Genomic DNA, 26524 nt, shown 5'->3' on the forward strand with positions numbered 1-26524 from the left:
TGACGGAGCCCCTCAAGAAGCACGACCTACGCCCCGGTGGACGGTTCCTAGACGTCCAACCCAATCAAATCAGGCCGCTTCTCAGGAGAGCCCCAGTCCAGAATCTCACGAAGCTTCCGAGGCAGATTTTCCCCATCTGCCTGCGCCTCACTTAGATTCACTTCAACGGGTGTTGAAATCTCAAGAATCTCTGCATCTTCAGCGGTGAATTCCAGCGTGAGAACCATATTGGAAAGTCGCACGCTTCGCAGGCAGCCGTATACGGTGAAGCCTCGCTCAGTGGAGACGTTGTAGGAATCCATTCCAGACTGGATTTCCTGCTCATCTGGTTCGTACGTGGATCGCTGAAATGAGAACGATCTCGGGGCGCCGGACTCATCCACCCCGGAAACGCCCACCTCAAGGGCCTCTTCGTCCTCGTAATCCTCGAAGAACCCAACTTCTACGGCAGTCAATCTCATTGTTAGCGCCTCCTTCTTCCAGCTGTCCATGACCCAGCCCCCTTGGCGCCGGACCATTCATACGTGACCGACACCCCCAACTCGTTGACCATACGGTTCATCGCACCCTTACATCGCGAGCAGGGAGGGAGTTGGCCTTGCATCCTAACCGCATCACCTGAACTCAACGGGAAATTGCCAGCGAATGGGTCATTCGGCAGCGAAACCTTCGGCCCTGTGGAAGCACCTGCCATGCGCGAGAATCGATGCTCCGTATGCGTGAAAGCCGAGTTGTTGGGATACCCTAGCCCAGCCTCTTCAGGCGTCATATCGCCGCTCTCCAGCGAGATATCGCTCGTGCTTCCATCTGCCGACGCCACAGAGATATCGCACATATGCCCGTTGCCGCCAGTGTTATGAACCAGGACCGGCGTGGCCCCCGCCACCACATAGTACGTGTGGATGTCAGCGATTGTCAGGTCATGCGCAAGCTGGGGGGCGGTTCGGTAATTTTTGACTGACGTGATGGTGAGGGTGTGGCCGTCTGGTTGGCGAACCTCGTGTCCTGGCTGCAGTTGCGCGGCGTCGGTCCAGCGTCGGGTGGTGGCGTCCCAGAAGGGGTGGTGCTGGGTGGAGGTGAGCTTCTCGGTCTTGCCGAGGGTGTCACCGGTCTTCTGCAGTGTCAGGTCGGTGAACTCATGGTCGTCCGGTGTGCGGATTGTGGCGATAACTGGCTTGGCTTCGGTTTGGCCGTTTTCGGGATCAGTGGCTTGGACTTGATCGCCAACCTGGAGGTCCTCGATGGCCCTTGTCGTACCGTCTGCCATGAGCACGAGCGTTCCGGGCAGGAAGCTGTGGGGGGCGGCGGAAGCTAGGCAGTCGACTGCATCAGCGGCTGCCTCGGCCACGTTATCGATCTTTTCGGCTGCACTGAGTGCCTTTCCGGCTTTTGCTGCTTTCCCAGCCTTTGCTGCTATTCCGGCGCCGGGGATGGCACCTATAAGGCTTTGGGCGGCATCGAGGTAGTGGCCGTCTTGGAGGTCCATGACGGTGCCGCCTACCGCGCCGATGATGTTCAGCCCTGGAATGAACCCCATCGCGTCGAAGCTCTCACGGAGGCGGCTTCGCTTTGTTCCGCTTGGGTAGATGAGGGTGACGTTTGCGCCGGCACGCTGGGGGTGTTCTTTGGTGCTGATCACGTTGTCCCAGTAGGCAACGTTCCAGTCGCCATCGCTGGTTTTAGTCCAGGATTCGTGGGTGATGTTGCCCTGGAAATCTGAGCAGGTGCCGAATCCGCCGCAGACTCCGTCGGGACGGAGTCCGCTGGGGTCGCTGAGGTTGACGGGGTTGTTGTTGCTGTAGGCGTAGCCGTTCCACTGTTGTGGGTCGGTTGTGTCGAGGATGGGGTCGGGGTTGATGAAGCGGCCGGTGGTGGGTTGGTATTGGCGGGCGCCGAGGTTGGTGAGGCTGGTGTTGTAGTCCTTGGTGCCGCCGATGTAGCCCTTGTCTCCGCCCCAGGTGTTGACGGAGGGGAGGGTGTCGCGGGGGTTGCCGAAGGGGTCGGTCGGTCGCCTTGTGGTGGCGAGGGTGGTGAGGTCGATGCTGGTGGTGTTGGTGCCGTGGTGGTCGGCCAGTTGGGCGACGAAGGTGCCGGGGTTGGTTCCGGCGCCGGTGCGGACGATGGTGAGTCCGCCGGGGATGGGGTAGTAGCGGGTGCCGGTGGACTGTTTGGTGTTGGTGTCGTAGACGAGTTCGTCGGCGCCGAGGGTGATGGTGGTTTTGGTGGGGTTGCGGCGGATGAGTTGGTTGCCGTCGGCGTCGTAGACGTAGGTGGCGATGGTGGTGGTGCCCTGGGTGATGGAGGCGAGTTTGCCTTCGGTGTTCCAGGTGTAGGTGGCGCCGCCTGCGGCGTCGATGGGGTTCCAGGTGTTGGTGGCCCACTTGGTTACGTAGCCGGGGGCGTAGACGATGAACTTGCCGTCGTCCTGGAGGGCTGCGAAGTAGCCGCTGCCCGCGCCGACGGCGGTGTTGGAGGACCACAGCACTACGCGGGCGGTGTCGTAGACGACGAAGTTGCCGTCGTCCTGCATGGTCGCCCAGGCGCCGAGGTGGTTCTGGGTGTTGCTGGACCACAGGACGTCGCCGGTGCGCAGGGAGGTGAGGACGAGGTTGCCGTCCGGTTGCATGGCGAACTGGGTGCTGTTGGTGCGGAGGCTCTCGCCGGACTTGATGATGTAGCCGGCGCGCAGGGTGCGGTCGGCCTTGGAGTTGCCGATCTTGGTGGTGTTGCCGGTCGCGTCGTACTGGGTGGTGCCGGTCAGGCCGGGGGCGCCGTTGCCGGTGACCTTGCTGGTGAGCAGGGCGTGCGGTCCGCCGGTACCGCCGCCTGCGGTGAGAGGCTCAGTCGGGGTGTTGACCGTTTCGGGTGTGCCGAAGGTCTGGGTGGTGGTGGTGTCCTTGGTGGTGTCACCGGCCGGGTTGTGCTGGATCAGGGTCTTGCGGTTGCCGGTGAGGTCGTAGGTGTAGTCCTGCCAGTAAGGGTTGGCGCCGCCGACGGTGGTCTTGGCCGGGGGGACGGCTGCGCTGGTGGGGGTGGTGTTGGTGCAGGCTCCTTGGTCCTGGGTCTTGTGCTGGAGTGGGTCGGGGGTGGTGATGGTGCCGGTGTCGGTCCAGGCCGTCGTGAGGCGTCCGAGGGTGTCGTAGGTGAAGCACTGGCGGGAGGTCGCCGACGGGTTGTTGTCGGGGACGTCGGTGATGGAGGTGATGGTGCCGGACGGGTTGTAGGTGTAGCTGGTCTGCTGGACGGTTCCGGTGGTGGAGGTCTGCTTGTCCAGGAACTGTGAGCGCACCCGCCCGGTGGCCTGGTCGTAATCGGTGGTGGTCACCACCTGCGTGGCCCACGGGTTGATGGTGGAGCGGACCGGACGCCCGAATGCGTCATACGCCGTCTGCGCGTCGTAGGTCGTCGCACCGCCGTAGGAGATCAGCTGTCCGTAGCTGTTGTACGAGAAGCCGATTTCCTCGTACGGCAGGCCGCCGAGCGCTGGCGTGGTCTCCTGCTTCGGGTTGCCGGTCACCGGGTCGAACTGCACGCCGGTGGTATAGGCGTAGGTGGTGCCCGCGGCCTGGCCGACTTCGGTGCCGGGAATCGTGACGGTGCTGCCGGTGGCGCGGTAACCGTCGTCGTATCCGGTGACCGTCGTGGTGTACGCCTGGCCGGTGCTGCCACCGACGAAGCGGGTGGAGGAGGTGGGCTTGCCCTTGGCGACGGTGTCGAAGGTCCAGGCGGCGAGCTGCTTGGCGGCCGTCACCGTGCCGTCGTACAGGCCGGTCTTACGTCCCATCAGGTCGTAGGTGTAGGCCAGGGTCTGCTGCTTGGCGTCGGTGGTGGTGGCCAGGCGTGACGCCGTGTCGTAGGTCTGCGTGGTGGCGCCGGTGTCCGGGTCGGTCGCGGTGATCTGGCGGCCGCGTAGGTCGTAGCCGTAGCTCCAGGTGTTGCCCATCGCGTCCACCCGGGTGGCCGGCTGTCCGGCCGGTGTGTAGGTGTAGCGGGTGACGGCCGCGTCGGCGGCCACACCGGTGGCGGTGGGCGTGGTGTACTGCCAGAACTCGCTGGTGCGTCCCCGGCTGTCCGTCAGGGTACTGGTGGGCCAGGACCCCTGCGGCGGGATGACATCGGTTCGGTCCACGCCGGGGTATGCGGTGACCGTCTGGGACTGCTGAACTCCCAACGACCAGAACGCCGAGGTGACCGGACGGCTCAAGCCGTCGAACGTGATCCGGGTCTGGGCAGGGATGCTGCTGTCGACGCCCATGACCAGGGTGCCCGACGGTGCGGCGGCATCGTTGTACCAGGGCGCGTTGGCGGTGCGAGTGCGCCCCTGCGAGTCGAACAGGGTGTCAGTGACCATCCGGCCCTGGTAGCCGGGGCTGGCCGGCGTGGACTGGGTCTGCCGGGTCCGCCCGAAGCCGTCCAGCAGTGTCACCTGACGCATGTAGACAGGCGTTGCGGCGTCCCGCATCAGTGACGAAGTGGTGATCGTCGACGGCGTACCGGTCACGTTGGAGACGGTGTAGGCGAAGGTCTGGTTCGCGTTCGGCTTCGACGCCGGAGTACGTCCCGCTGCCCATACCGCCGTCGTACGTCCCAGAGCGTCGTAGGTCCTGGTGGTCGTCTTGCTGTTGGAGTCCGTCGTGGTGATCGGCAACGACCTGCGGACATCAAGGTTGGTGACGTTGTCCCAGGTCGCCGCCGTTGCCGAGCCGGGGATCGGGACAGCCACCGTGACGGTGTTGGGCAGTTCACCGGCTGAGCCGGAGGTGTAGGTAGTGGTGGTGGTAGCGCCGTTGGGGTGTTGGTCGTCGGTGCTGTTGATGTCCGTCGCCGATGTCACCCGGCCGTAGATGTCGAATGTGCCGCCGTAGGTGGTGGCGAACACTGGTGTACCTGTGCCGTCATAGCGGTCCAGGACCTGCTGGCCGGTCGGATTTCCGGCCTTGCCGGCCTGGCCCTGGGTCAGGCCGTCGTATAGCACCCTGCTGCGGGAGATCGTGTTGGCTGCCGTTGGTGTCGCGATGCAGGCAGCAGCGCCAGAGACGGTCACGCTCTCGGCGGGCAGATCTGCGCGCTGCGGGTCTGCGCCTGTGGCGTAGGTCAGTCGGGAGCACTGGTCCGGTAGGCCGTCAGCCTGGTCGAGCGAGGTGCTCAGCCGGTTCCCGTGGTCCGGGTCGGTGGTACTTGTCTTTGTTGTGGTCCGCCAGGTGCCGTCAGCCTTGCGAGCACGGTTGGTGGTGCTGCTGGTGGTTGTGCCATAGCGGGCCACCAAATCGGGCAGGCCGCTGCCCCTGATGTGTGTGGCGGTGGTTTTTTCACCGCTGGCCTTGTTGATGCTCTGAGCGACGACGACGGTGCTGTCAGCTCGGTCGAAGGCCTCGTCCTGCAGAGCCTGCCCGGCGAGCCAGTCGACGTCCGTGACATCGTTGCCCAGGGCGTCACGGAGGCGGGGAACGGCGCGGGGTGTGCCGTCCTTTCGGGTGTCGCCCTCCATGCCCTGACGGTAGGTGGTGGTGGTTTTACTCTTGGGGCCGTCGTTGCCGTCGCCGGTGGTGACGGTCACCGTGGCGAAGCCGCGGAAGTCGCCCCAGGTGCGGCTCTTGCCGTCGGTGTACTCGCTGTCGTCGCGGTGCCAACCGGCCGGACCGTACGTGTAGGTGGTGATCTTCGCGGGCGCGCCCGTGGCGAAGTCGTTCTCCGTCAGGGAGCGTACGGTGTAGTGCAGGAACCAGTCGAGCACCGGGTCCGCACCGGGCAGCGAGCCGGCCGGGGACCAGCGCACCGGGTAGCAGGCCCTGGTGTTGTTGTCTTCGGCGGTCGGCATCACGTGGTTGATGCGTGAGCAGTCGGCGAGGTTGTAGTCGACGTTGAGGACGCCGCCCATCTCGTTCTTGATCTGCTGGATACGCGGGCGGTTCATCAGCGGTGGTGCCGGCAGCAGGTCGGTGCCGTCCACTCGGTTGGGGAGCATCACCGGAACGAAAGTCACCGGCGGGGTGGTGACGTTGGGAGTGGCGGTCTTGCCGGTGCGCTGCACCGAATCCAGCCAGAGAGCCTTCTGGCTGGTGGTGTCGCTCGGGTCAGGGAAGGAATGCGTCAGGGCGTAGCTGTCGACGTCCTGCCAGGCGTTGTTGACCCGGACTTGGGTTCCGATGCTGGTCAGGCGTTTGGTGGTGAAGTAGGTGGGGCCGTAGATGGTGCAGGTTCCGGTGGACTTGCACTCCTGGTCGACGGGTACGTCGGGCCAGTTGGTCTTGTTCGCGACTGTGCGATTCGCCACGTCGCAGGCCGTTCCGGCGGCCAGGCAGCGCTCGGCGACCGTGAAATTGACCCGGGCCGCGGGCTGCAGACCGCCCTTCGCCGCGACCTGGGCGTCGAGGAGCTGGCCGTAGTCGATGCGCTGGAGCGTCGTGGCACGCGTGTAGGAGGTGGAGATACCGTTGCCGTTGTTCTGGCCGCCGCCGCGGGAGTAGAAGTTGGCTTCCGGTGCCCAGGTGTAGGTGGTGAGGTTGCCATGGGCGTCGACCACGTAGTCCAGTGACAGGCGCTGCCACATCTGGCACCAGGACGCCTTGCCCTTGGCCGGGTCGTAGCAGCGGTCGCCGCTGTTGGGTGCGTAGACGGGGACCGTGGAGGCGGACTTGGTCTCCGGGTCGCTCTTGTCCCCGCCGGGCAGGTGGTTGAGGCCGAAGTAGTAGACCGTGCCGGAGCTGTCGGTGACCTTCGCGTAGGCACCGTTGTCGGTGCCGTTGGCCGCGCCGGTGCCGAACTCGACCTTCGTTCCGTCGTCGCCCTTGAGGTGCCAGATGCCGGTGGCGTCGTCCGAGGCGACCGGACCGTCAGTGGCACGCACGAGCGGTCCGGAGTGCGAGCCGAAGGAGAGGGTGGCGTTGAAGCCGCCCCAGCACAGGTCTCCGGAGCCCGTGATGCCGTTCTTGTCGCACGGCTTGTAGGTGCGCTCGATGAAGCCGGGGTTGTAGTCCCAGCCGTCACCGATCCAGGAGGCCTGCGCGTTGGTCGCCGACGTCCTGCCGTCCACAGCAGAAGAGTTGTAGCCCAACGACACCGCAGGAGCCGCACCGCCTAGAGCCGGCGGCACCTGGATGCCGTAGCTGTAGGTCATGTTGCCAGTGGAGCCGCCAGCTGACCAGCCGGAGGAGGCGCTCAGACTGGTGGCACTGTAGGTGCCGCCACCGCCGGACGATCCAGCTTCCGCGCTCAGCAGCATCGGCGTGGACGCCGGCACGGCTGCAGGGGCTGCCGGTGCGGCAGCCGAGAAGGACGACTTCACCACTCCCGAACCCGGCGCAGCGGCTGCTGTGGGGGCTGTTGACAGGGCTACGTCGGCGGTCACGCGCTTGGTGGCCGCGTCGTAGTGGGTGGCCACCGGGGTGCGGACCAGGCAGGCTTGGACCTGAGGGGTGGTCAGGGCGCAGGCCGGCAGCGACATCAGTCGTCCGCGGGATGCGAACTGGCCGCCGGTCGCGGCGTCCAGCGCCGCCAGGTCCAGGCCGACCTGTACCGGCGCGGTGGTGGCACCGGTCTCCGTGCGGGCGCTGGGAGCTGCACTTGTCGGGGTGGTTGCGGTGGCGGACAGGGACAGCAGGAGGCCGTTGACGCCTGCGGCGGTTGCGGCTGTTTCGTCGGACTGGACCACCGTCACTGCGGTGACCGTTGTCGCTGGGCCTTCGGCTTTGCTCCGGGAGGGGGGTTGCGGCGGGGCGGTGTTCACCCATACCGGGAGATTTCCGGCCTTGGCCGGTGTTCCGCTCACCTGTGCCGTGGCGCTTTCGGGCTTGCCGGAGGTCTTGCGGGCCTGCGGAGTTGATGGCTTGGGCACGGCGTAGTGCGGCGTGGCTTCAGCTGGTTTGGCTGCCTTGGTGACAGGGACCGAAGGTGTGCCCGGCAGCGGGGTGTTGGAGGGCGCCCAGATACGGGAGAAGTCCGGTGCGGCAGCTGCGGCCTGAGTGGCCAGAGGACCCAGGAGCGAGGCCATCACTGCCAGCCCCAAAGGTCCGGCTATTCGCCTTCGGAAGCCGACTTCCGTTCGGCTCTTTCTACGAACTGACACCTGCAACTCCAGAGTTGAAGAGTGATGTGATGTGCTGTCACCTAGAACGGTGACCGTGGAGCGGATCCTATGGCAAGAGGGTGCTGACCTGCAGAGATATATCAGCTATAGCCAAATTGTGACGCAGGCCACTGAGGCTCTTATGGGTTCCCTCTACCTCAAAAAGGGCAATCGTTGAATAGCGATGTTGACGGACCGACAAAGCCCTGGAAACGTACGGAAGATCTCTGCGACTCCAGCGCCAGAGAATGAGCCGATTACGAGGATCGCGTGCGCCCCACCAAGTCCATTTATTTGACGGTCCATCAGAAATTGACGGACCCTCACCCTCGCCCCGTGAAGCGGGCGTTGCGGGCGGGCTCGGTGGCAGCTGTCCTGTCCCTGGCGGCCGGCCTGCTCACTCTCGCCCCCGCGTCCGCCCAGGCAGATGCCACCGCCGACTTCCAGGCAGCGGTCCTGGCCGGGGACGCCAAGCATGCGGGCGAGAACCTGCAACCCCGCCCGGCGGACGTCGCGATCGCGGAGGCGAAGCGGACCGGTAAGGACGTACCGATCCCCGCCCTGACCGACGAGTACAGCACCTCGGTCGCCACCCCGGCCGGCAAAATACGCCGGGACCAGAACCTGGAGGCGCAGCGCACCAGGCGCGCTGACGGCTCGTGGGCTGCGCTGGACGACACGCTGGTGCGTGGTGCGGATGGTTCGCTGTCGCCGGTGGCGGCGAGTGAGAAGCTGGTGATCTCCGGTGGCGGTACGGGGCCGCTGGCGACGATGACCACCAAGGACGGCAAGCAGCTTGCCGTGGGCTCACCCTTCCCCGGCGCGCTGCCGGCTCCGGTGGTCAGTGGCAACAGTGCGTTGTTCACTTCGGTGGCGCCGGATGTCGACCTGAAGGTGACGGCGACCAAGTTCGGTGGCTACACCACCGTGCTGGTGCTGCACACACCGGCCGCTGCGGCGAACCCGGCCGTGCGCGCGCTCAGCTTCCCCACTGTCTCCAAGGGTCTCGAGCTGTCCTCGGCCGCGGACGGGGACCTGCGGGCGACCAGCGGTGGCGAGATCGTGTTCACCGCGCCCACGCCGAAGATGTGGTCCGCCGCGGCACCGGCCGCCACCAGCGGCAGTGTGGCTGCGATGTCCCTGAACAGCGTTGCCGGCACGCGGAGCGCCCCGGCATCCGACGCCCTTGGTACGGGGCAGCAGACGCCGGACGTGCCGAGCAGCACGGACGGGCCCGGGTCGACGGCGACGGTTGCGGACGTCCCCGCTTCTGCGAGCGCGGATGCGAAGGGCGTCGGTGTGATCCGGCTGTCGCCGAGCCCTGAGCTGCTGGACGGGGCGAACACCAGCTACCCGATTTATGTGGACCCGGTGTGGTCGAACGACGCGCGGGGCAAGAGCCACCACGCCTGGGTGATGCAGGCCCACACCACAGCGGGGAACTTCGACCGCACCGGCTCGCTCCCCCGCGACCATCCCGGTGTCGGCTACAACGGCTGGGAATCCCCATACGGCATCGAGCGGTCCCTGTACGAGTTCAACCTCAACGGCTACCTCAGCACCACCGTCATCAACTACGCGAACCTGCACATCTCGCAGACCAGCTCCTCCGACTTCTCCTGCACCACCGGCTACCCGCTCAGCCTCTACCGGGCCGCCGCCTTCACCGACACCGTCAACTGGAACAACTACACCACCTACGAGTACGTCGACGGCAAGAGCAGCGTCCCCGGCAACGGCCAGTCCGGCTGCCCCGGCGAACTCGGCATCGACTTCAACGTCACCGCCCCCATGCGCAACGCCCTGGCCAACACCGGCACCCCGTTGGCGTTCGCGCTCGTGGGCAAGGAGGGCACCGGTGACAGGAACGCCCTCAAGCGGTTCAGCTACACCGCCATCCTCTCCACCGAGTACGACCACGTCCCGCTGACACCGACCGACCCGCAGGCGCTGCCGAGCCCGCAGCGCGTCACCGCCCCGAACACGGACGCCTGCTGGAACGCGCCGCTGTCCGAGTACGGCTGGGTGACCGGCACCGGCACCACTCTCACCTCCGTGGTCAGCAGCTACAACCAGGCACAGCTCACCGAGTTCGTGAACATCTGGGACAACGCCCTCGCCGGTGCCCCCAGCGTGAGCAACGGCTGGTCAGGCTTCGTACCCAGTGGCAGCCGCGCCTCCTACACCGTCCCGCAAGGCACGCTGAAGGACGGCCACAACTACGGCTGGCAGACGCAGGGCGACGACGGCATCCTCCGCGGCCCGGGCGGCCCCGTGTGTCACTTCGCCGTGGACACCACCCCGCCGATCGCCGCGTTCGGCACCTTCACCGACCCCAGCACCCAGTTCCCGCCCGCCGGCAACGGCCAGACCACCAACCTGCGCCTCGGGGACACCGGGCACATCCCCTTCACCGCCTCCGACCCCAACCCCTCGGGGCTGCTCGCCTCGGGACTGGCCTGCGTGCGGTGGAGCTACGACCCGCAGATGGCCACCCACGAACAGGTCTGCGGCAGCAACGGCACCCCGCTGAACGTCACCGAGATCACCACCAAGCCCACCCACTGGGGCACCAACATCCTGTACGCGCAGGTCTACGACAACGCCGGAAACATCTCCCAGACCCTCTCGTACGCCTTCTACGTCCCCTGGGCCCCCGGCCCCGTCGCCTTCGGTGACACCACAGGCGACGCCCGCCCCGACATCCTCGTCCCCGACACCGCCGGCAACCTCGTCACCCACGGCCGCGCCACCGACCCCGGCAACACCAACGTGCCCCCCACCGGCACCGCCGCCCCAGCCGCTCAGGCGCCCGAAGGCAAGACCTGGAATGCCTTCCACATCACCCACCGCGGCTCCCGCGACCCCGGCAACAACGCCGACGACCTCTTCGTGCACCGCGACAGTGGCGACGAGCTCCACTACTACCCCAACAACAAGGCTGACCCGGGCCACTTCCCCCTCGGTGCGGCCACCACGCTGGACCGGCCCAACTGCACGGGCACAGCAGCCGCTTGTACGGGGTACCACCAGGACAGCACCTGGGAGTACACCTCTCAGATCACCCCGATCGGCTCCACCAGCACCACCCGCACCCCCAGCGGTAAGTTCACCGACGCCACCGGAATCCTCACCGTCGAATCCGGCAGCCTCTGGTACTACCCGCCCAAGAACGCCGTCTCGCTGCGCGCGCCCGTCCTGGTGGCCACCGGCGGCTGGGACAACCGCGACCTGATGGTCCCCGGCAACACCCTGAACATCGGTACCGACACCGCCCCCGCCCTGTGGGCCAGGGACCGCAGTACCGGGAGCGTTTTCCAGTACGCACTGACCACCGCGGCCCGCAGCGACGCTCTCGGCGACTTCACCGTCGTCACCGCCGTCACCACCAGCCCCGCCACCCCCATCGGTTCCGGCTTCACCACCACAGCCTTCCCCACGGTCGGCGCCGACGGCGACCAGACAGACGACGGCGTCCCCGACCTGTGGGCCCTGGACGCCACCGGCAACCTGCACGTATGGCCCGGCGTCGCCACGAACAAGGCCGTCACCGGCCTCACCAACGACCACTACCGCGGCGACACCCGGGCCCCCACCGCCCAGTGGAAGCTCAACGACACCGCCAACAGCACCTCGGCCGCGTCCAACCCCACCACCTACAACGCCACCAACACCAACGTCACCTTCGGCAACGACACCGTCGACGGGCGCAGCACCAACGTCGCCACCTTCAACAGCTCCGACTCGGCGCTGGCCACCACGGGCCCGGTGGTGGACACCCGAAAAAGCTTCACCATCAGCACCTGGGCCAAGTCCACTACCGCCGGCGGCATCATCGCCAGCCAGAACCTCACCCACGCCAGCAGCTTTATCCTGTGGAGCGAGGGCACCGGTGGCGGGAAGGCCTGGCGGTTCGCCCTGGCCACCGCCGACGACGACTCGTGGCCCTACGACTTCACCAACACCACCAACAGTTCCGCCCTCGTGCAGGTCGGCAAGTGGACCCAGCTGACCGCCAGTTACAACGCCACGACCGGCCAGATGAGCCTGTACGTCGACGGCACCCTCGCCGGCAGCAACTACCACAACGCCACCACCAGCCCCGCACCCAGCGGAAAGTTCGTCATGGGCCGCTACCAATACCCAGATCCTCTTATGGTCAGCTTCAAGGGCAGCATCAGCAACCTCGCCGTCTACGACGGCGCCTCCGCCACCACTGCCTCCACCACCGTCATCCGGCACGCCGCCAGCAACAACTGCCTGGACATCCCCGGCAACGACACCGCCCAGGGCGTCTGGCTCTACACCTGCAACAACAGCCCGGCCCAGCAGTTCACCCTCAACCCCGCCAACGGCACCATCAGCGCCGGCGGCAAATGCCTCGACATCACCGGCGGTGGAACCGCCAACGGCACCGGCATCAGCCTTTGGACCTGCACCCCCGGCGCCTGGAACCAGACCTGGCTCCCCCGCCCCGACGGCAGCCTCTACAACCCCGGCTCCAAGCGCTGCCTCGACCTCCCCGGCAACAACACCACCGCCGGCACCCGCCTCACCATCTACGACTGCAACACGACTCCCGCCCAGACCTGGAGCATCCCCACCATCAACACCCCCGCACTCCCCACCAACCCCTGACAACCAGCCGTATAAACAAGGCTGCAGACGCGCCAAGCTGAAGAGAACAGAACCGGGCCCGCAGCACGACATACGCTGCGGGCCCGGCCTGTGTCCCGGGTGTGTCCAGTGACTGGTCCATCTGATGTTGTGTGAACCGCCCCGGGTTCGGTAGAGATCTCAGGTTGTGGCTGTGACCAGGGGTTTCGTGGTCGACAGGTAGTAGTTTTCCTCGTACTCGACAGGCGGGACGTGGCCTATCTCACCGTGGAGTCGTCGGTGGTTGTACCAGTCGGTCCACTCGGCGGTGGCGAGCTCGACGTGCGAGAGCGTCTTCCAGGGCCGCTGGGGCTTGATCACCTCGGTCTTGTACAAGCCGATGGTGGATTCCATCAGGGCGTTGTCGTAGGCGTCGCCGACGGATCCGATCGAGGCCGCGATATCGGCGGCGTCCAGGTGCTCGGCGAGCCGGAAACTCGTGTACTGCGACCCGGCATCCGAGTGATGTATCAACTCGCCCCGCTGGTGGGGGAATCCGTCGCGGTCGCGCTGCCACAGCGCCATGTCCGGCGCATCCAGGACGAGCCGGGCCTCCTTGGTGGTTGCGGCCGACCAGCCGACGATACGGCGGGAGAAGGTGTCCACGACGAAGGCGACGTAGACGACTCCGGACCAGGTGGCGATGTGAGTGAAGTCGGCGACCCAGCAGCGGTTCGGCGCGCTGGCGACGAACTGGCGGTCCACGAGGTCCGGGGCGCGTTCGGCGGCCGGGTCCGCGATGGTGGTGATGACCTTCTTGCCGCGCACGGCGCCGGCGATGCCGAGTTCGCGCATCAGCCGCTCGACAGTGCAGCGGGCAACCGTGTGGCCTTGCCGGCCCAGCTCACGCCAGATCTTCCGGGCCCCGTAGACGCGGTAGTTGGCGTTGTAGACCTCCTTGATCAGCGGCTTGAGTTCCTCGTCGCGCACGGTGCGGGCGGCAGGCTGGGCCAGGCGCTTGCGGTGGGCGTAGTAGGTGGAGGGGGCGATGCTGCAGCCGTGCTCGGTCAGCACGCGGCAGATCGGCTCGACGCCGCCGAAGCGGCCCCGGTGCTCGTCGATGAACGCTACGAGCGCAGGTGTGGCCGGTCGAGCTCGGCCGCGAAGAAACTCGCCGCGGACTTGAGGATCTCGTTGGCGCGCTTGAGCTCGGCGATCTCCTTCTTCATCGCCTTGATCTGCGCGGACTCCTCCGTGGTCGTGCCCGCACGCTGTCCGGAGTCGACCTGGTCGCGCCGGACCCAGTTGCGCAGCGTCTCGGCGGAGCCGATGCCCAGCTTCTCCGCGACGGCCCGCAGCGCGGCCGACTCGTTCGGGTAGTCACCGAGGACCTCGGCGACCATGCGCACCGCACGACGGCGCAGCTCAGGAGGGTAGGAAGAGGGACGTGCCATGACTCGAATCCTTACACGAAATCGAGTCCCCACCGAACCCGGGGCGGTTCATCGGTCCAGTGCCTGGATCTGGGACTTCTCGTCCACGCAGAGCACGACCGCCTTCTCCGGCGGGTGGTGGTAGAGGCCGACGACGTCGACGACCTTGGCGACGAACTGCGGGTCGGTGGACAGCTTGAAGGAGTCCTGCAGATGGGGCTTGAGGTCGAACTTCTTCCAGATCCGGCCGATGGTCGACTTCGACAGGCCGGTGCGTTGGGCCATCGAAGCCCGTGACCAGTGCGTGTCCTGGCCCGCGGGTGATTCCAGGGTGGCGATGACGACCTCCTCGACCCGGTCGAGAAGGATCGAGGGCGGCCGGCCCGAGCGGGGTTCGTCCTGCAGGCCGTCCAGGCGGTGGGCGATGAACCGGGCGCGCCGGCGGTCCACGGTCGACCTGTCGATGCCGAGATCGGTCGCGGCCGGCTGGTTCGTCCCGCCCTCGGCGCACCGCAGTACGATCCTGGCCCGCAACGCGAGGAACTGCGCGGTCTTCGCCCGCCGGGCCCACTGCGTCAACTGCAGCCGCTCGGCATCGTCCAGGACCAGGTCGGCCTTGGGCCGGCCGATCCGGCCGGCGTCCTCCAGGTCCGCGATCCGCTCCGCGGCGAAGGCCCGGCGCCATTTGCCCACCGTCTTGGGCTGAACGCCAAGGTCTCGTCCGACAGCCGTATTCGAGGCACCTTCAGCGCATGCCAGGATGATCCGTGCCTTCTCGGCCAAGCGCCGCTGCGGCAGCTTTGACCGACGCACCAACTCAGCCCTCTCGGCCTCGACAACGTGATCGGCACAGCTGACGGCCCCGGACGCGACATGGCATCAGAGTACTGACTAACCATCAGAACTTCTGGCGCATCACACTAGTAACCCCGCCGGTCGGCGGGGTTGTGCGCGTCACCCCCGCCGGATGGGGGGAGTCAAGTGGATCGTCAACGAACGGTATCCAGCCGTGACCTCACCCTGGGTAGCATGTCCGATTTGTGGCTTATGGGGATGCTGTAATGAATCTGTGCCTGTCGCGCTTTCTCTGCAGGCTTCCTATGGCTTCCTTCCCGGCTCGAGCGCACCGTGCATGCCCCGGTCGCCGCTGGGATGATGATGGAGATTGATCCCCAATGATGACTTCATGGTATTCGCGCGCCGTTTTCGCGGGCGCTTCCACACTACTGGCCGCCAGCGCCATGACGACACCGGCCGCAGCCCATGCGAACGAGGGAGTGAACAATTCAGAACTCCTGTGGAGCCCCAAGGCCTGCAGCGCCAGCACCAGCGCCGAAAATTTCTGGGTGACCCTCTGGTACAACTCCTCGTACGCGGGGTCCCACCGGAACATGGGCTGGCCGGTCTACGACTTCAACAACGTCGACGACGGCGTCAGCGGGGGAATGCCCCTCCACTTCTGCGACAACGGCAGGGCCGGCTCGAACGCGGCCCTCAAGAACAACGCCGCTTCTGCCCAGAACCGTCACACCAGCTTCCGTGCGGCCTTCTACTACAACAGCGGATACAAGGGCGCCACTGACATCCTCTCGCCGTTCTCGAGCTGGTTCCAGCTGAAGAGCACCTACAACAACAACGCGTCCTTCAACTTCGTGTAGTACGCGACACGGCGGCCGACCGGCACCCACCCGACCACTCGCCGGTCGGCCGCATCCGACTTCTTTCCAATTCTTGTTGACGGGCCGCGCCGCGCGCGTCCCGGGGAGATCCGATGCTGTTTTCCGCTCGCCGGTCAATCGTCCTTTCGCTCACCGGCATCATCTGTCTGGCCGCCGCCGCCTGCTCGCAGACTGTCGCGCCCGCAGGCGTGAAGGGCGCCGGACAGGAGCCTTTCGAGACCGTGGCGTTCGACGAGGCGAACCCGATGACCTGGAAGCTTCCGATGGAGGCCTACCTGCCTTCGGACGCAGAACAGGCGCAGCTTCGAAAGGCGTCCACCGCACTGACCCATGACTGTGTCCGCAAGAGCGGCAACACGGCGTGGACGCCTGCCCCCGCCCTTCCCAAGCTCGGGCCCAAGACCCTGACCGACTGGCGTTACGGCATCCACGACCAGGGACTGTCCGCCAAGCGTGGCTACCACCCGGACCTGGCCGAGCAGGCCGCCTACGACGCCGCCCTTCGGGTCGGCCTCGTCGATGGGACCGACGTGCTCGATCCCGCGACACTGTCGAGTTGTGGGCGGCAGGCGGCGGAGGCGCTCGGCGGCGGGCAGAAGACCTACGGGGAGCTCGCCCAGCGGCTCGCCAACGAGGCGTTCATCCGCTCCAAGCAGGAGCCCGAGGTCGCCGAGAAGTTCAAGCAATGGTCCGCCTGTATGAAGGAGAGCGGCCGCTCCTACAAGGAGCCCCTGGACGCCAGCGACGACAGCCGGTTCACCGGCAGCGACGTCACCCAGCCGGAGATCGACACCGCTCTGGCAGACCTTGCCTGCCGCGGGCGGACCGGGGTCGCGAAGACCTGGTTCGACGCCGAAGCCAGGTTGCAGAAGGCCGCACAGGAACAGAACGCCCAGGCTCTGCGCGCAGAGCGCGGGGAACTCGACCGGGCGATCAAGAAGGCCGCCGGCGTGCTCGCCGGCGGGAAGTGAGCGACAGGCGTGTCCGAGTCCCGCACACCGTCCCGCACTGCCCCCGACACCGAGATCCGCCGACGGCACAGGCTGCTCGTCGTCGTCATCGCCACGACCCTGGTAGCCGGCGCCGGCGGAGCTCTGGCCACCAAGATGCTGAAGTCTCCGGCCCAGGTCGCGGCGGAGATGGCCGCTCCCGCGCCGGATCGGCTGACTGCAGTGGCCGAGCGCCGCATCATCAGCGACACCGTGGTCCTGCGCGGCAAAGTCGTCGCGACCTCCGCGCTGGCCGTTCAGGGAAGCGCCCCCTCGGGTGTGCCGGGCGCCCGTGCGATCGTCACCAAGGTCAAGGTCAAGCAGGGCGAAGCGGTCCTGCCCGGCCAGCAGCTCTTCGAGGTGTCGGGCCGACCGGTCCTCACCCTCAACGGGGCGCTTCCCGCCTACCGGGACCTGCGCACCGGCAGCACCGGCGAGGACGTCGAGCAGCTCCAGCGCGCCCTGGCCGACATCGGTCACCCGACCGCGCCGGACCCCAAGGGAACCTTCGCGGCCGGCACCGAACGGGCCGTGACGGCCTTCTACAAGACGCACGGATACCAGCCGGTCCGAACCGCCACCGCGTCCAACGACCGGATGACCGGCGGCAGCACCCCCGAGACGCAAGCCCCGCAGCCGACCGCGTCCCCGTCTGCCATGCCGCCGGCGGCCGGGGACGGCGGCGCGGGAGCCGTCGTGTTTCCCATGTCCGAGGTCGTCTACCTGGACCCTCTGCCGGCCCGTGCCGACGCCGTGTCAGCCACCGTGGGGCAGGCCCCGGGCGAAAAGCTGATGTCGATCTCGACCGGAGAGCTGGTCATCGACGCAACGGTCACGGCCCCGCAGAAGGGCCTCCTGAGGCCCGGGCAGAAGGCCGAGATCCTCCGTGAGAGCACCGGCACCAGAGCCACCGGAACGGTGGTGTCCGTCTCCGAGACCGCCGCACAGGCCAAGACCGACCAGAGCGGATCCGGCGCCACGGGCTACCCGGTGCGGATCAAGCCCGACAAGCCCCTGCCCGCTGACCTGGTCGGTCAGGACACCCGCCTCACCGTGACGGCCGCCAGTTCCGGCAGCGCCATGCTCGCGGTGCCCGCCTCCGCCCTGTCGGCCGGTGCTAACGGCCGCAGCAGCGTCAGCGTCCTGGCGCCGGACGGATCGGTGCAGCAGGTCACGGTCGAGCCGGGCCCGTCCGGCGACGGCTTCGTGGCCGTGACGGCCGAGGGACCGACGGCACTGGCCGCCGGCGACGAGGTCGTGGTCGGAGTCCAGCCGCGCGGAGGGCGGCCATGACCGCTACCGCCGCGCTGCTCCCCGAGCCGGTTCTCCAGCTCCAGGGAGTCGGACTCACCTATCCCGGCCCGCCCTCCGTGACGGCACTGCACCCCGGCGACCTGACGGTGCATCAAGGCGACTACCTCGCGGTGGTCGGCCCGTCCGGCGCAGGAAAGTCCACGTTCCTCAACATCGTCGGCCTGCTCGACACCCCGTCCACGGGCCGGCATCTGCTGGACGGCGTGGACGTCGCAACGCTGTCGGACGCACGGCGCACCGCACTGCGCGGAACCCGCATCGGATTCGTCTTCCAGGCGTTCCACCTACTGCCCCACCGCACAGTCCTGGAGAACGTCGAGCTCTCGATGCTCTACCAGCGCATCGCCCGCCGCGTCCGGCGCGAGCGCGCGGCCGAGGTCATCTCCCGTGTCGGGCTGGCTCACCGCGCCTCGGCACTGCCGACCAGACTCTCCGGGGGCGAGCGCCAGCGAGTCGCCATCGCGCGCGCCCTGGCAGCCGAGCCCTCCCTGCTGCTCTGCGACGAACCCACCGGCAACCTCGACTCCACCACCACCTCCTCGATCCTCGACCTGTTCGACGGACTCCACCGGGACGGCATGACGATCATGGTGATCACCCACGACGAGCAGGTGGCACGCCGCGCGCGCCGCACAGTGACCATCCGGGACGGCCACCTGACCGAGACAGAGCCCGAGAGGCAGCTGTGATTAGCCGCAAGCCCGCGGCCGGTCCCCGGCCGGCCCGCTCCCGACTGGCCCTGAGGGACCTCATGTCCGAAGCGGTCGCCGGTGTCCTGCAGCGCCCCGGACGTTCGGCACTGACCGCTCTCGGCACGGTCCTCGGTGTCGGAGCCCTCATCGCCGTGCTCGGCCTCACAGGTACCGCCGCGGCCCAGATCGACGAGCGCTTCGACGAGCTCACCGCCACCGAGGTCACCGTGGAGGACGTGGCCACCAGCCCGGAGGGAACCGCCCCGCTCGCGTTCCCGTCCGACGCCGACACGCGGATGACCGCCCTGAACGGCGTCACCGCAGCCGGCGTGAGCTGGCGGGTGCGGCTGGGACCGGGACAGCAGATCGCCAACGGCGTGACGCAGGCGGCGACCGTTGACTCCCAGGCCCAACTCCTGGCGGCCTCACCGGGACTGCTGGCCGCCGCAGGCCCGTCCCTGGCCGAAGGCAGAGTCTTCGACACCTTCCACGAGCAGCGCGCCGAGCACGTTGCGGTCCTCGGTGCGGCAGCCGCCCGCAGGCTCGGCATCACCTCGGTGTACAACCGTCCAGCCGTCTTTGTCGACGGCACCGCGTTCACCGTCATCGGCATCCTGAGCGACGTCCAGCGCCGGCCGGACCTGCTCATGTCGGTCATCGTGCCGCGCAAGGCCGCCGAGCGGCAGTGGGGACAGCCCACGGACGACCGGGCCAGGATGCTGGTCACCACCCGCCAGGGCGCCGCGACCCAGATCGCCGGCGAAGCCGCTCTGGCACTGCGCCCCGACCATCCGCAGTGGCTGCGCGCCGTACCCCCGCCGGATCCCAAGACGCTGCGCACAGGGGTCAAGTCGGACCTCGGCCAGCTCTTCCTCCTGCTCGCCGGAGTCTGCCTGTTCATCGGAGCCGTCGGCATCGCCAACACCACCCTGGTCGCGGTCATGGAGCGCACCGGGGAGATCGGGCTGCGGCGCGCGCTGGGTGCGCGTGGCAGGCACATCACCTGCCAGTTCCTCACCGAGTCGACGCTGCTCGGCCTGCTCGGCGGCCTGGTCGGAGCGGCCCTGGGGACGGTCAGCATCGTGGCAGTCTCCGCCGCGAAGGAGTGGACCCCGGTCCTCCCCCCGGCCGCGGTGGCGAGCGCACCTCTGCTAGGCCTGCTGACCGGGCTGGTCGCGGGCGCCTACCCGGCGTGGCGGGCCTCAAGGATCGCCCCCGTCGAAGCGCTCCGGCGCTGATCCCCGCACTGCCCCACCTGTCCAGTCCTCGCCGGACGGCGTACGGAGCACCGCCTCCGAACGCCGAACCGTCGATCCGTCATGCGCCCGCACCGGCACATGACTTGTCACATCAACCACGCATCCGGATCGGCTGTCGAGCCGCAGCGGGATACCGAGTGGCCGTCCTCTCCAGCCGTCGACAGCGGCCGGCGGATACCGGTCACACCGGCAGCCACGAAGCACCCGACTGCCCGAACGATCCGGACCGACCACGAAGAACAGGTATGGAGCCGATGAGGTCGACCCCACCCAGGGCCGCACGCCCGATCGCAGCCGTCGCGGCCGCAGTCGTAGCCGCGTCCCTACTCCAGGCAGCCCCCGCGTTCGCCGACGCCCGGACACCGCAACCGCCGACCACCCCCGTCTCCGACAGCCCGTCAGAGATTAAGCCGGAGCAGCGGAACGAAATCCTCGGCAAGGGCTGGGAGAAGTCCGCCGACCGAGCCTGGACCACCTCCGGCGACGCCGACGGCTTCCACGTGCTGACCGCGGACGCGAAGGCCGGCTACGCCTGGAACACGGCAGCCACCCTCAAGGAACCCGGCTTCGACGCCGACCAGTGGATCGGCAACGCCTGTGTCACCGGCTCCGGGAAGCGCATGGTCGCCGTCTACGCGCCCCGGACCTTCACCAACAGGCCCGAGCTGTTCGCCCGCGGCGGTTTCAGTGCGGTGGTGGACCTGGAGAGCGGCGCCGTCACCAAGCTCGACGTGAAGGCATCGCTCGCCTACTACAGCCCCGGCTGCGGCGCGGACGAGCAGGTCGTGCTTACCCAGGGCGGCGGCGAGGACAAGGCCGCTACCCGGCTGATCCGCGTCGACGCGGCCACCGGGAAGGTCGCCGCCCCGCTGGAGGTTCCCGGCCAGGTCTCCTCCGCCGTCCCGGCCAAGGACGGCTCCTACGTGGCAGCCGACAGCAACCGGATGGTCCGGATCGAGCAGGACGGCAGGCGGACCGAGCTCACCAGGACCGATGGCGTCCCGTTCCACCTGAAGGCCGACTCCGAGGGCGGTGTGGTCTTCATGGACCACACCGAGAAGGAGTCCACCGTCAAGCGCCTCGCGGGCCGCGCAGGTAAGGCTCCGGCCGCCCAGCCCCGCCCTGACCTGCTGGCCAGCGGCGCGATCGACCAGCTCGGCCTGACCGCCGCCGCCCAGGGCAAGGTGGTCATCACCGGCGCGCCCACCAAGACCGGGAAGCTCCCCGGCACGGTGAAGAAGGTCACCGCCCCCATCGACGCGACGGTCTCCACCGAGGGCCGCTCGGTGGTCGAGCGCACCCGCTGGGCCGACCAGAGCACCCCGCAGCCCGTGGCCCCCACCGGCACCGAACCCCGGCCGGTCACTATCCAGTTGAGCGTGCCGGACACCGGCAAGTCGGCTGGCTTCACCGTGCAGCCGACGGCCTCCGCCGCCAACGGCGCGGACAGCGCCCCGCCCGCCGCCGCCCTCACCACCGGGTCCGCCACCCCCGCTCCGCAGGGCCGAGCCGTGAGCGCCGGGCTGCTGGCCGTCCCGGCTACCGCCGGCTCCTCCTCCAACCCGGTCGAGGCCGAGCGGGTCTGCGCGGTGCCGCGCAACGACCCGCGGAACCAGGCCATGCAGCCCAAGCCCCGTCAGGTGGAGTGGGCCGTCGACCAGGCGATCGTCGGCAACCTGAACACCCAGCGCCCAGCCAACTGGAAGAACCTGGGCATGCCGGCGTACACGCCGCAGGGCCTGTTCCCGTCGATCCCGCTGGACGGCGGCGGCCACGTGCCGGCCCAGATCATGCTGGGCGTCATCGCCCAGGAGTCCAACATGTGGCAGGCAACCCGGGCCGCCGTGCCCGGCGTCACCGCCAACCCGCTGATCGGCAACTTCTACGGCCGGGAGGTCTACAACGCCTCCACCGCCGACGACTGGGACGTCAACTTCGCCAAGGCGGACTGCGGTTACGGCCTGACCCAGCAGACCGACGGCATGCGCCTGGCGGAGTTCACCCCGACCGGCCAGACCGCCCTGCCGTACCAGACCCAGCGCGCCGTCGCACTGGACTACGCCGCCAACATCGCGGCCGGCCTGCGCACCATTCAGGACAAGTGGAACACGACCCGCCGGGCCGGGATGACCATCAACAACGGTGACCCGCTGAAGCCGGAGAACTGGTTCTACGCCGCCTGGGCCTACAACTCCGGCTTCTACCCGAAGACTTCGGACGGCAGCCCGTGGGGCCTCGGCTGGGCGAACAACCCCGCCAACCCCAACTACCCGGCCAACCGCAAGCCGTTCCTCAACAACAACAGCTACGCGGACGCCGCGCACCCGCAGGACTGGCCGTACCCCGAGAAGATCATGGGCTGGGCCGCCTACCCGATCGAGGGCCTGGAGTCCCCCGGCAAGACCGTGCCCGGCTTCCGCGCCGCCTGGTGGAACGGGGCGGACGCCAACCTGGCGACCCTCAACCGGTACACCGTCTCCCCGCCGGCCAACCAGTTCTGCAACGACAGCAACAACTGCCGCCCCGGGCAGTCCTTCCAGCCCAACGCGCCCGAGGTGGCCGGGGCCAAGTCGGGCCCGTGCGCGCACCAGAACGCGGCGGGGCAGTACGACCTGAAGTGCTGGTACAACCAGCCGGCCACCTGGAAGAGCGACTGCTCCTACAGCTGCGGCAACGAGGTCATCCGCTTCAACACCACCTACCCGGAGGAGGCGGACGGCACCGCCTACCCGCCCAACTGCACCCTGACCGGCCTGCCGGCCGGCGCGCTGGTCGTCGACGACCTGCCGTCCGACGTGCCCTCGGTGCGCCCGGGCTGCTCCCGAACGCCCAACAACGGAAGCTTCTCGCTGGACTTCGCCTCGGACTCGGCGGGCAAGTACCCCTCAAAGGTGGACTTCCACCAGCTGGGCGCCGGCTTCGGCGGGCACTTCTACTTCGCCCACACCCGGGCCGCCGACGCGAACGGCGGCAAGCTGCGGGTGACCGGTACCTGGAACTTCGACCAGGCGCTCAACGGCCCGGCCCGCGTCCTAGTGCACCTGCCCGACCACGGTACCCAGACCACCCAGGCCAAGTACGAGGTGGAGACCGCCAACGGGACCCGGAGCCGCGTCATCTCCCAGCCGGGGACGGGCAACCGCTGGGTCCCAGTCGGGGTCTTCATGTTCAACGGCAAGCCCACCGTCCGGCTGTCCAGCGTCACGGACGGCGGCACCGGCGACGCCGACATCGCCTTCGACGCGATGGCGGTCGTCCCGGTCCAGGGCCGCTTCGTCGAGCGCTCCTTCGACGCGGTGTCGGTCTTCGACCCGAACCAGAGCCTCGACAGCAACATGCCCTCCCAGATCAACACGCCGATGCGCGGCATGGGCACGCTCTACCGCTGGGCGGCCGGTCTGGCGAACCAGGGCCCGCTCTGGTCCGACAGCTCCAAGAACGTGAGCGGCATCCTCGCCGACCCCGCCTGCGGCACCTTCGTGGCCCAGCCCTGCGCCGCGCCGAACGTCCGGGCGGTGGCACAGCAGTGGTACGGCGACATCGTGGCCGGCGGCCAGACCGTGAACGCCGACGGCTCGGCGCCGACCATGTCCCTGCCGGTCTGGATGGGCATGTCCAACCGCCGTCCCGACCCCACGCTGGCCCCGTCGGCCGCGTACGCCTCGAAGGACAGCTACAAGATCAAGAGCAAGGTCAGCGTCAGCTACCTACTCGACGACACCAACAAGATCATCCCCGGTAGCGAGTTCGCCGACGGCGAGACCCTGGTCGGCAACGCCCACCTGCCGAAGTTCGTCACCGGCGTCATCCACGCGGTGGCCAAGGACTACGGCATCCCCGAGCCCGACCTGTCGTACGACGTCATCGACGCCTACCGCTACAGCGGCGGCCAGACGCTGCACGCCGACCCGCTGACCGACGGCGACACCCCCGGCCAGGCATACCTGCCGCACACCCGCGGCGCCCGGCTCAGCCCCGACAACAGCTGCGTGGACGTCCGCCACGTCGGCGGCGGCGTGCACGGCTACCGTGCCATGACCGCGCAGACCAGCATCAACGACAACTACAAGGCCTGGCTCGACAAGGTCAAGGCGCGCACCGACGTGCAGCCGGCCGTGGCCCAGCTGGTGGACGAGATCTACCAGATGTTCTTCAAGAACTGGGGCCCGCTCGGCTACAACACCTTCGGGAACACCATCGGCAACGCCCCGCCGATCTGGCACAACATCAGCATGGCGTTCTGCGCGGACGGTTCGGTCAAGCCGACCCAGAACTTCCCGAATGTCGACTCCGACCCGCAGTACGGCCTGGTCTACCAGAGCTACATGCCCGACCTGTACCTGTACCTCGACGGCAAGCTGGTGGACAACACCGGCAAGCCCACCGGCGGACCGGTCCACAAGGGCGACTGGAAGAACTTCTCCAACATCCCCGGCGTCAACAGCGACGCCGGGAACGCCTTCTCGCAGTGCGACGTCCAGGCCCGGGGCAGCGGCGGCAACCCGTGGAACATCGGGATCCCGTTCCCGGTGCTCGGCAACGCCCCCGGTGACATCCCGAGTAGGGTCAAGCACTGCGACGACACCGGCGCCACCTTCAACAGTCCCTACACCCCCTGAGGCAGGCTGACCCGATGGCCCTAGGAGTCCTGTTCATCGCGGGCGTGTTCCTGCTGATTGTGCTGGTGGTCGGGGCGGCCTTCACCGCCCTGGCCTCCGGCCCGCTGCCCGGCCGGATCCTGCGCGGATTCGGACTGGCACTCCTGCTGGTCCTGGGCATGGTGGCGGTCGTCCTGCTCCCACCTCTGTTCCTTCGCTGACCGAGCGGCCAACCCCGAACGGAAGGCCGGGACGGACGAGATCCATCCCGGCCTTCCGCCGCACCCCGTCGACGCCGCGGGTGTCAGCTGTCCGCCCTGGCCCTCCAGCCACGGCGGGACCGGCATCGCGTCCCGCGCCACCATCCACTCGGCGTCCGTCATGTCCGAGTCGTAGCAGTGCACGCTGTCCGGACGGCCGCCCGCGTTGACGAACCGGTGAGCGAGGCAATCACACGACCGGGTAACCGAGTTGGACGACACGGTCATCGGAACGCAAGACTTCAACACAGGGCCTCCTGGCCGGCTCGTTTGGACTTCGACAATCCCGAGCTGGACAGGAGGCCCTGCCTTCATGCACGCACCGACTGGACATCACCCGACCGAGTCAACTTCGTCGACAAGGGCGGTTCCGTGAACGGCCAAGCGGGCAACGACACCATCAACCGTTGCCCTGAATTTTGGGTGCGGACGGCGGTCTGGGCACCGACACCTGTAGGGTCGCGATCACCGCCCCGGTCAACTGCGAAAAGACCTGACGCACCGACGCAAACCACCCCGCGGGGCTCCGGCCGGATCACCAGCCGGAGCCCGCGGTAGTTCATACCGCCGTCCGCCAGAAGGGCCGGGCCCCCGGCTGGAACCTGGCCGGGACGGCATGCCAATCAGCCAGTGCCTGGAGGTCCAGGGGCTCGGCTACATGGGCGTCTACAACCTCCAGCTGGCGATCAAGTTCGGCTTCCACACCGACCCCCGCCAGATCGACGAACTGGTCCAGCTGTTCCGGGTCGGCGGACGGATCATCGGCGTCCAGGACAAGTACAACCTGCGCACCCTCGACCAGTGCGACCAGGTCCTCGCCGACGCCGTCCGCTACCGCGCACCCTCCGACGAGGGCATCACGCTCTCCCACAGCATTTTCGACTGGCTGGACCGCAAGGTCGCCCCCGGCGCCGGCGCGATTGGCGCCTCCATCGTCAGGATGCTGGACAGCGACGTCGCCGACGTCCTTCAGGTCGAGCCGAACCCGCTGCTGGACGTCCCCGTCGCCACCCTGGGCCCCTACCCCTTCCGGCCCGCCTACGAGGTCCAGCTGAAGTTCCCCGTCCTCGTCCCCATCCATCAGCAGATGTTCAAGGCCGCCTCCCAGGTCATCGCCTGGTACGCCGTCGACTTCCGCGACTAGGACCTCCAGCTATCCGTCCGCTGACAGACCGTCACAGCGCTCCGGTGGGCCAGGGTCCGTGGACAACCCCCGGCCCGCCGGGCAACCACCCGCCCCGCAGCGCCCGCACGGGCTGGCGGTGAGGAACCCCAGGGCCGCCAGCAGTGCGTGGCCGTCGGTTCGCGGAGTGCGACAGCCGCCGCGCCAGGAGAGGGCGCGGTCGACCCAGCACTCCGACCAGCACTCTGGGAAGTGATCTTGCACAGCAAGGGAGGGTACGCACTCAGGCGCGCGTAAAGACGCAGGTCAACGGATTGCGTCGGTTGACCGACGTGGCCTGGTCGAGTACGTCATCGACAGCCACAACTACGTCGTCCGGCTGACGAGGATCATCCCCCTCTAGCTGCTGGTCCCACATCCCAGCCGCTGAGCTCGCGAAGGCGCATGTGTCCGAGTGCACGCCCGCTGTTCAGGTGGCTGGCGAAGTTCTGCGGCGCGGAACGGGACAGCTGACCA

Annotated in this window: 12 protein-coding genes and 1 pseudogene; 9 read left to right on the plus strand and 4 right to left on the minus strand. The window is 67.9% G+C overall.

The features are described from left to right. Positions 1-47: 47 nt before the first annotated feature. Together ACKUU6_RS00225 and ACKUU6_RS00230 are read right to left on the minus strand one after the other, a co-directional pair. Complete coding sequence (locus tag ACKUU6_RS00225; RefSeq protein WP_407986276.1) at positions 48-491, minus strand: Imm10 family immunity protein; 444 nt, start codon at positions 489-491, stop codon at positions 48-50. Beyond that, positions 464-7990: a polymorphic toxin-type HINT domain-containing protein gene (locus tag ACKUU6_RS00230; RefSeq protein ID WP_407986277.1), complete on the minus strand. Its 7527-nt coding sequence runs from the start codon at positions 7988-7990 to the stop codon at positions 464-466. Before ACKUU6_RS00230 ends, ACKUU6_RS00225 begins: the two co-directional genes overlap by 28 nt. Positions 7991-8401: 411 nt before the next feature. Here ACKUU6_RS00230 and ACKUU6_RS00235 point away from each other — a divergent pair, with 411 nt between their 5' ends. Next, on the plus strand, positions 8402-12703 hold the full coding sequence (locus ACKUU6_RS00235; RefSeq protein ID WP_407986278.1) for a ricin-type beta-trefoil lectin domain protein: 4302 nt from the start codon (positions 8402-8404) through the stop codon (positions 12701-12703). Between the two features lie 159 nt (positions 12704-12862). Here the strand turns inward: ACKUU6_RS00235 and ACKUU6_RS00240 are convergent. After that, a protein-coding gene (locus ACKUU6_RS00240) for an IS3 family transposase (RefSeq protein ID WP_407986279.1) occupies positions 12863-14115 on the minus strand; the annotation gives its coding sequence in 2 pieces (ribosomal slippage) (positions 12863-13833 and positions 13833-14115; 1254 coding nt in all). A 51-nt stretch (positions 14116-14166) separates the two neighbouring features. Then, positions 14167-14910 (minus strand): annotated as a pseudogene (locus ACKUU6_RS00245) (IS630 family transposase); the annotation flags it as partial. Positions 14911-15440: 530 nt separating this feature from the next. On the opposite strand from ACKUU6_RS00245, the gene ACKUU6_RS00250 reads away from it, so the two are divergent. The 8 genes from ACKUU6_RS00250 (at position 15441) to ACKUU6_RS00285 (ending at position 26029) form a co-directional block, all read left to right on the plus strand. Next, positions 15441-15752, plus strand: coding sequence for a hypothetical protein (locus ACKUU6_RS00250; protein WP_407986280.1), 312 nt, complete (start codon positions 15441-15443; stop codon positions 15750-15752). Between the two features lie 113 nt (positions 15753-15865). Then, positions 15866-16744, plus strand: coding sequence for a hypothetical protein (locus ACKUU6_RS00255; RefSeq protein WP_407986282.1), 879 nt, complete (start codon positions 15866-15868; stop codon positions 16742-16744). A gap of 9 nt (positions 16745-16753) precedes the next feature. Next, positions 16754-18055 carry an HlyD family efflux transporter periplasmic adaptor subunit gene (locus ACKUU6_RS00260; protein ID WP_407986284.1) on the plus strand — a complete coding sequence of 434 codons (1302 nt, stop codon included), beginning with the start codon at positions 16754-16756 and terminating at the stop codon, positions 18053-18055. Further along, on the plus strand, positions 18052-18765 hold the full coding sequence (locus ACKUU6_RS00265; RefSeq protein ID WP_407986285.1) for an ABC transporter ATP-binding protein: 714 nt from the start codon (positions 18052-18054) through the stop codon (positions 18763-18765). Before ACKUU6_RS00260 ends, ACKUU6_RS00265 begins: the two co-directional genes overlap by 4 nt. Before the next feature lie 62 nt (positions 18766-18827). Beyond that, complete coding sequence (locus ACKUU6_RS00270; protein WP_407986286.1) at positions 18828-20006, plus strand: ABC transporter permease; 1179 nt, start codon at positions 18828-18830, stop codon at positions 20004-20006. Between the two features lie 275 nt (positions 20007-20281). Then, positions 20282-24646 carry a hypothetical protein gene (locus ACKUU6_RS00275; protein WP_407986287.1) on the plus strand — a complete coding sequence of 1455 codons (4365 nt, stop codon included), beginning with the start codon at positions 20282-20284 and terminating at the stop codon, positions 24644-24646. A gap of 14 nt (positions 24647-24660) precedes the next feature. Further along, the gene (locus ACKUU6_RS00280; RefSeq protein WP_407986288.1) at positions 24661-24846 is read left to right on the plus strand and encodes a hypothetical protein; all 186 of its coding nucleotides are present in this window, start codon (positions 24661-24663) and stop codon (positions 24844-24846) included. 655 nt (positions 24847-25501) lie between these two features. Next, positions 25502-26029 (plus strand): hypothetical protein, encoded by a 528-nt coding sequence (locus ACKUU6_RS00285; protein WP_407986289.1) that lies wholly within the window; start codon positions 25502-25504, stop codon positions 26027-26029. Positions 26030-26524: the final 495 nt, after the last annotated feature.

It is taken from the genome of Kitasatospora sp. CMC57 (genome assembly GCF_045866025.2).
Lineage (GTDB): Bacteria > Actinomycetota > Actinomycetes > Streptomycetales > Streptomycetaceae > Kitasatospora.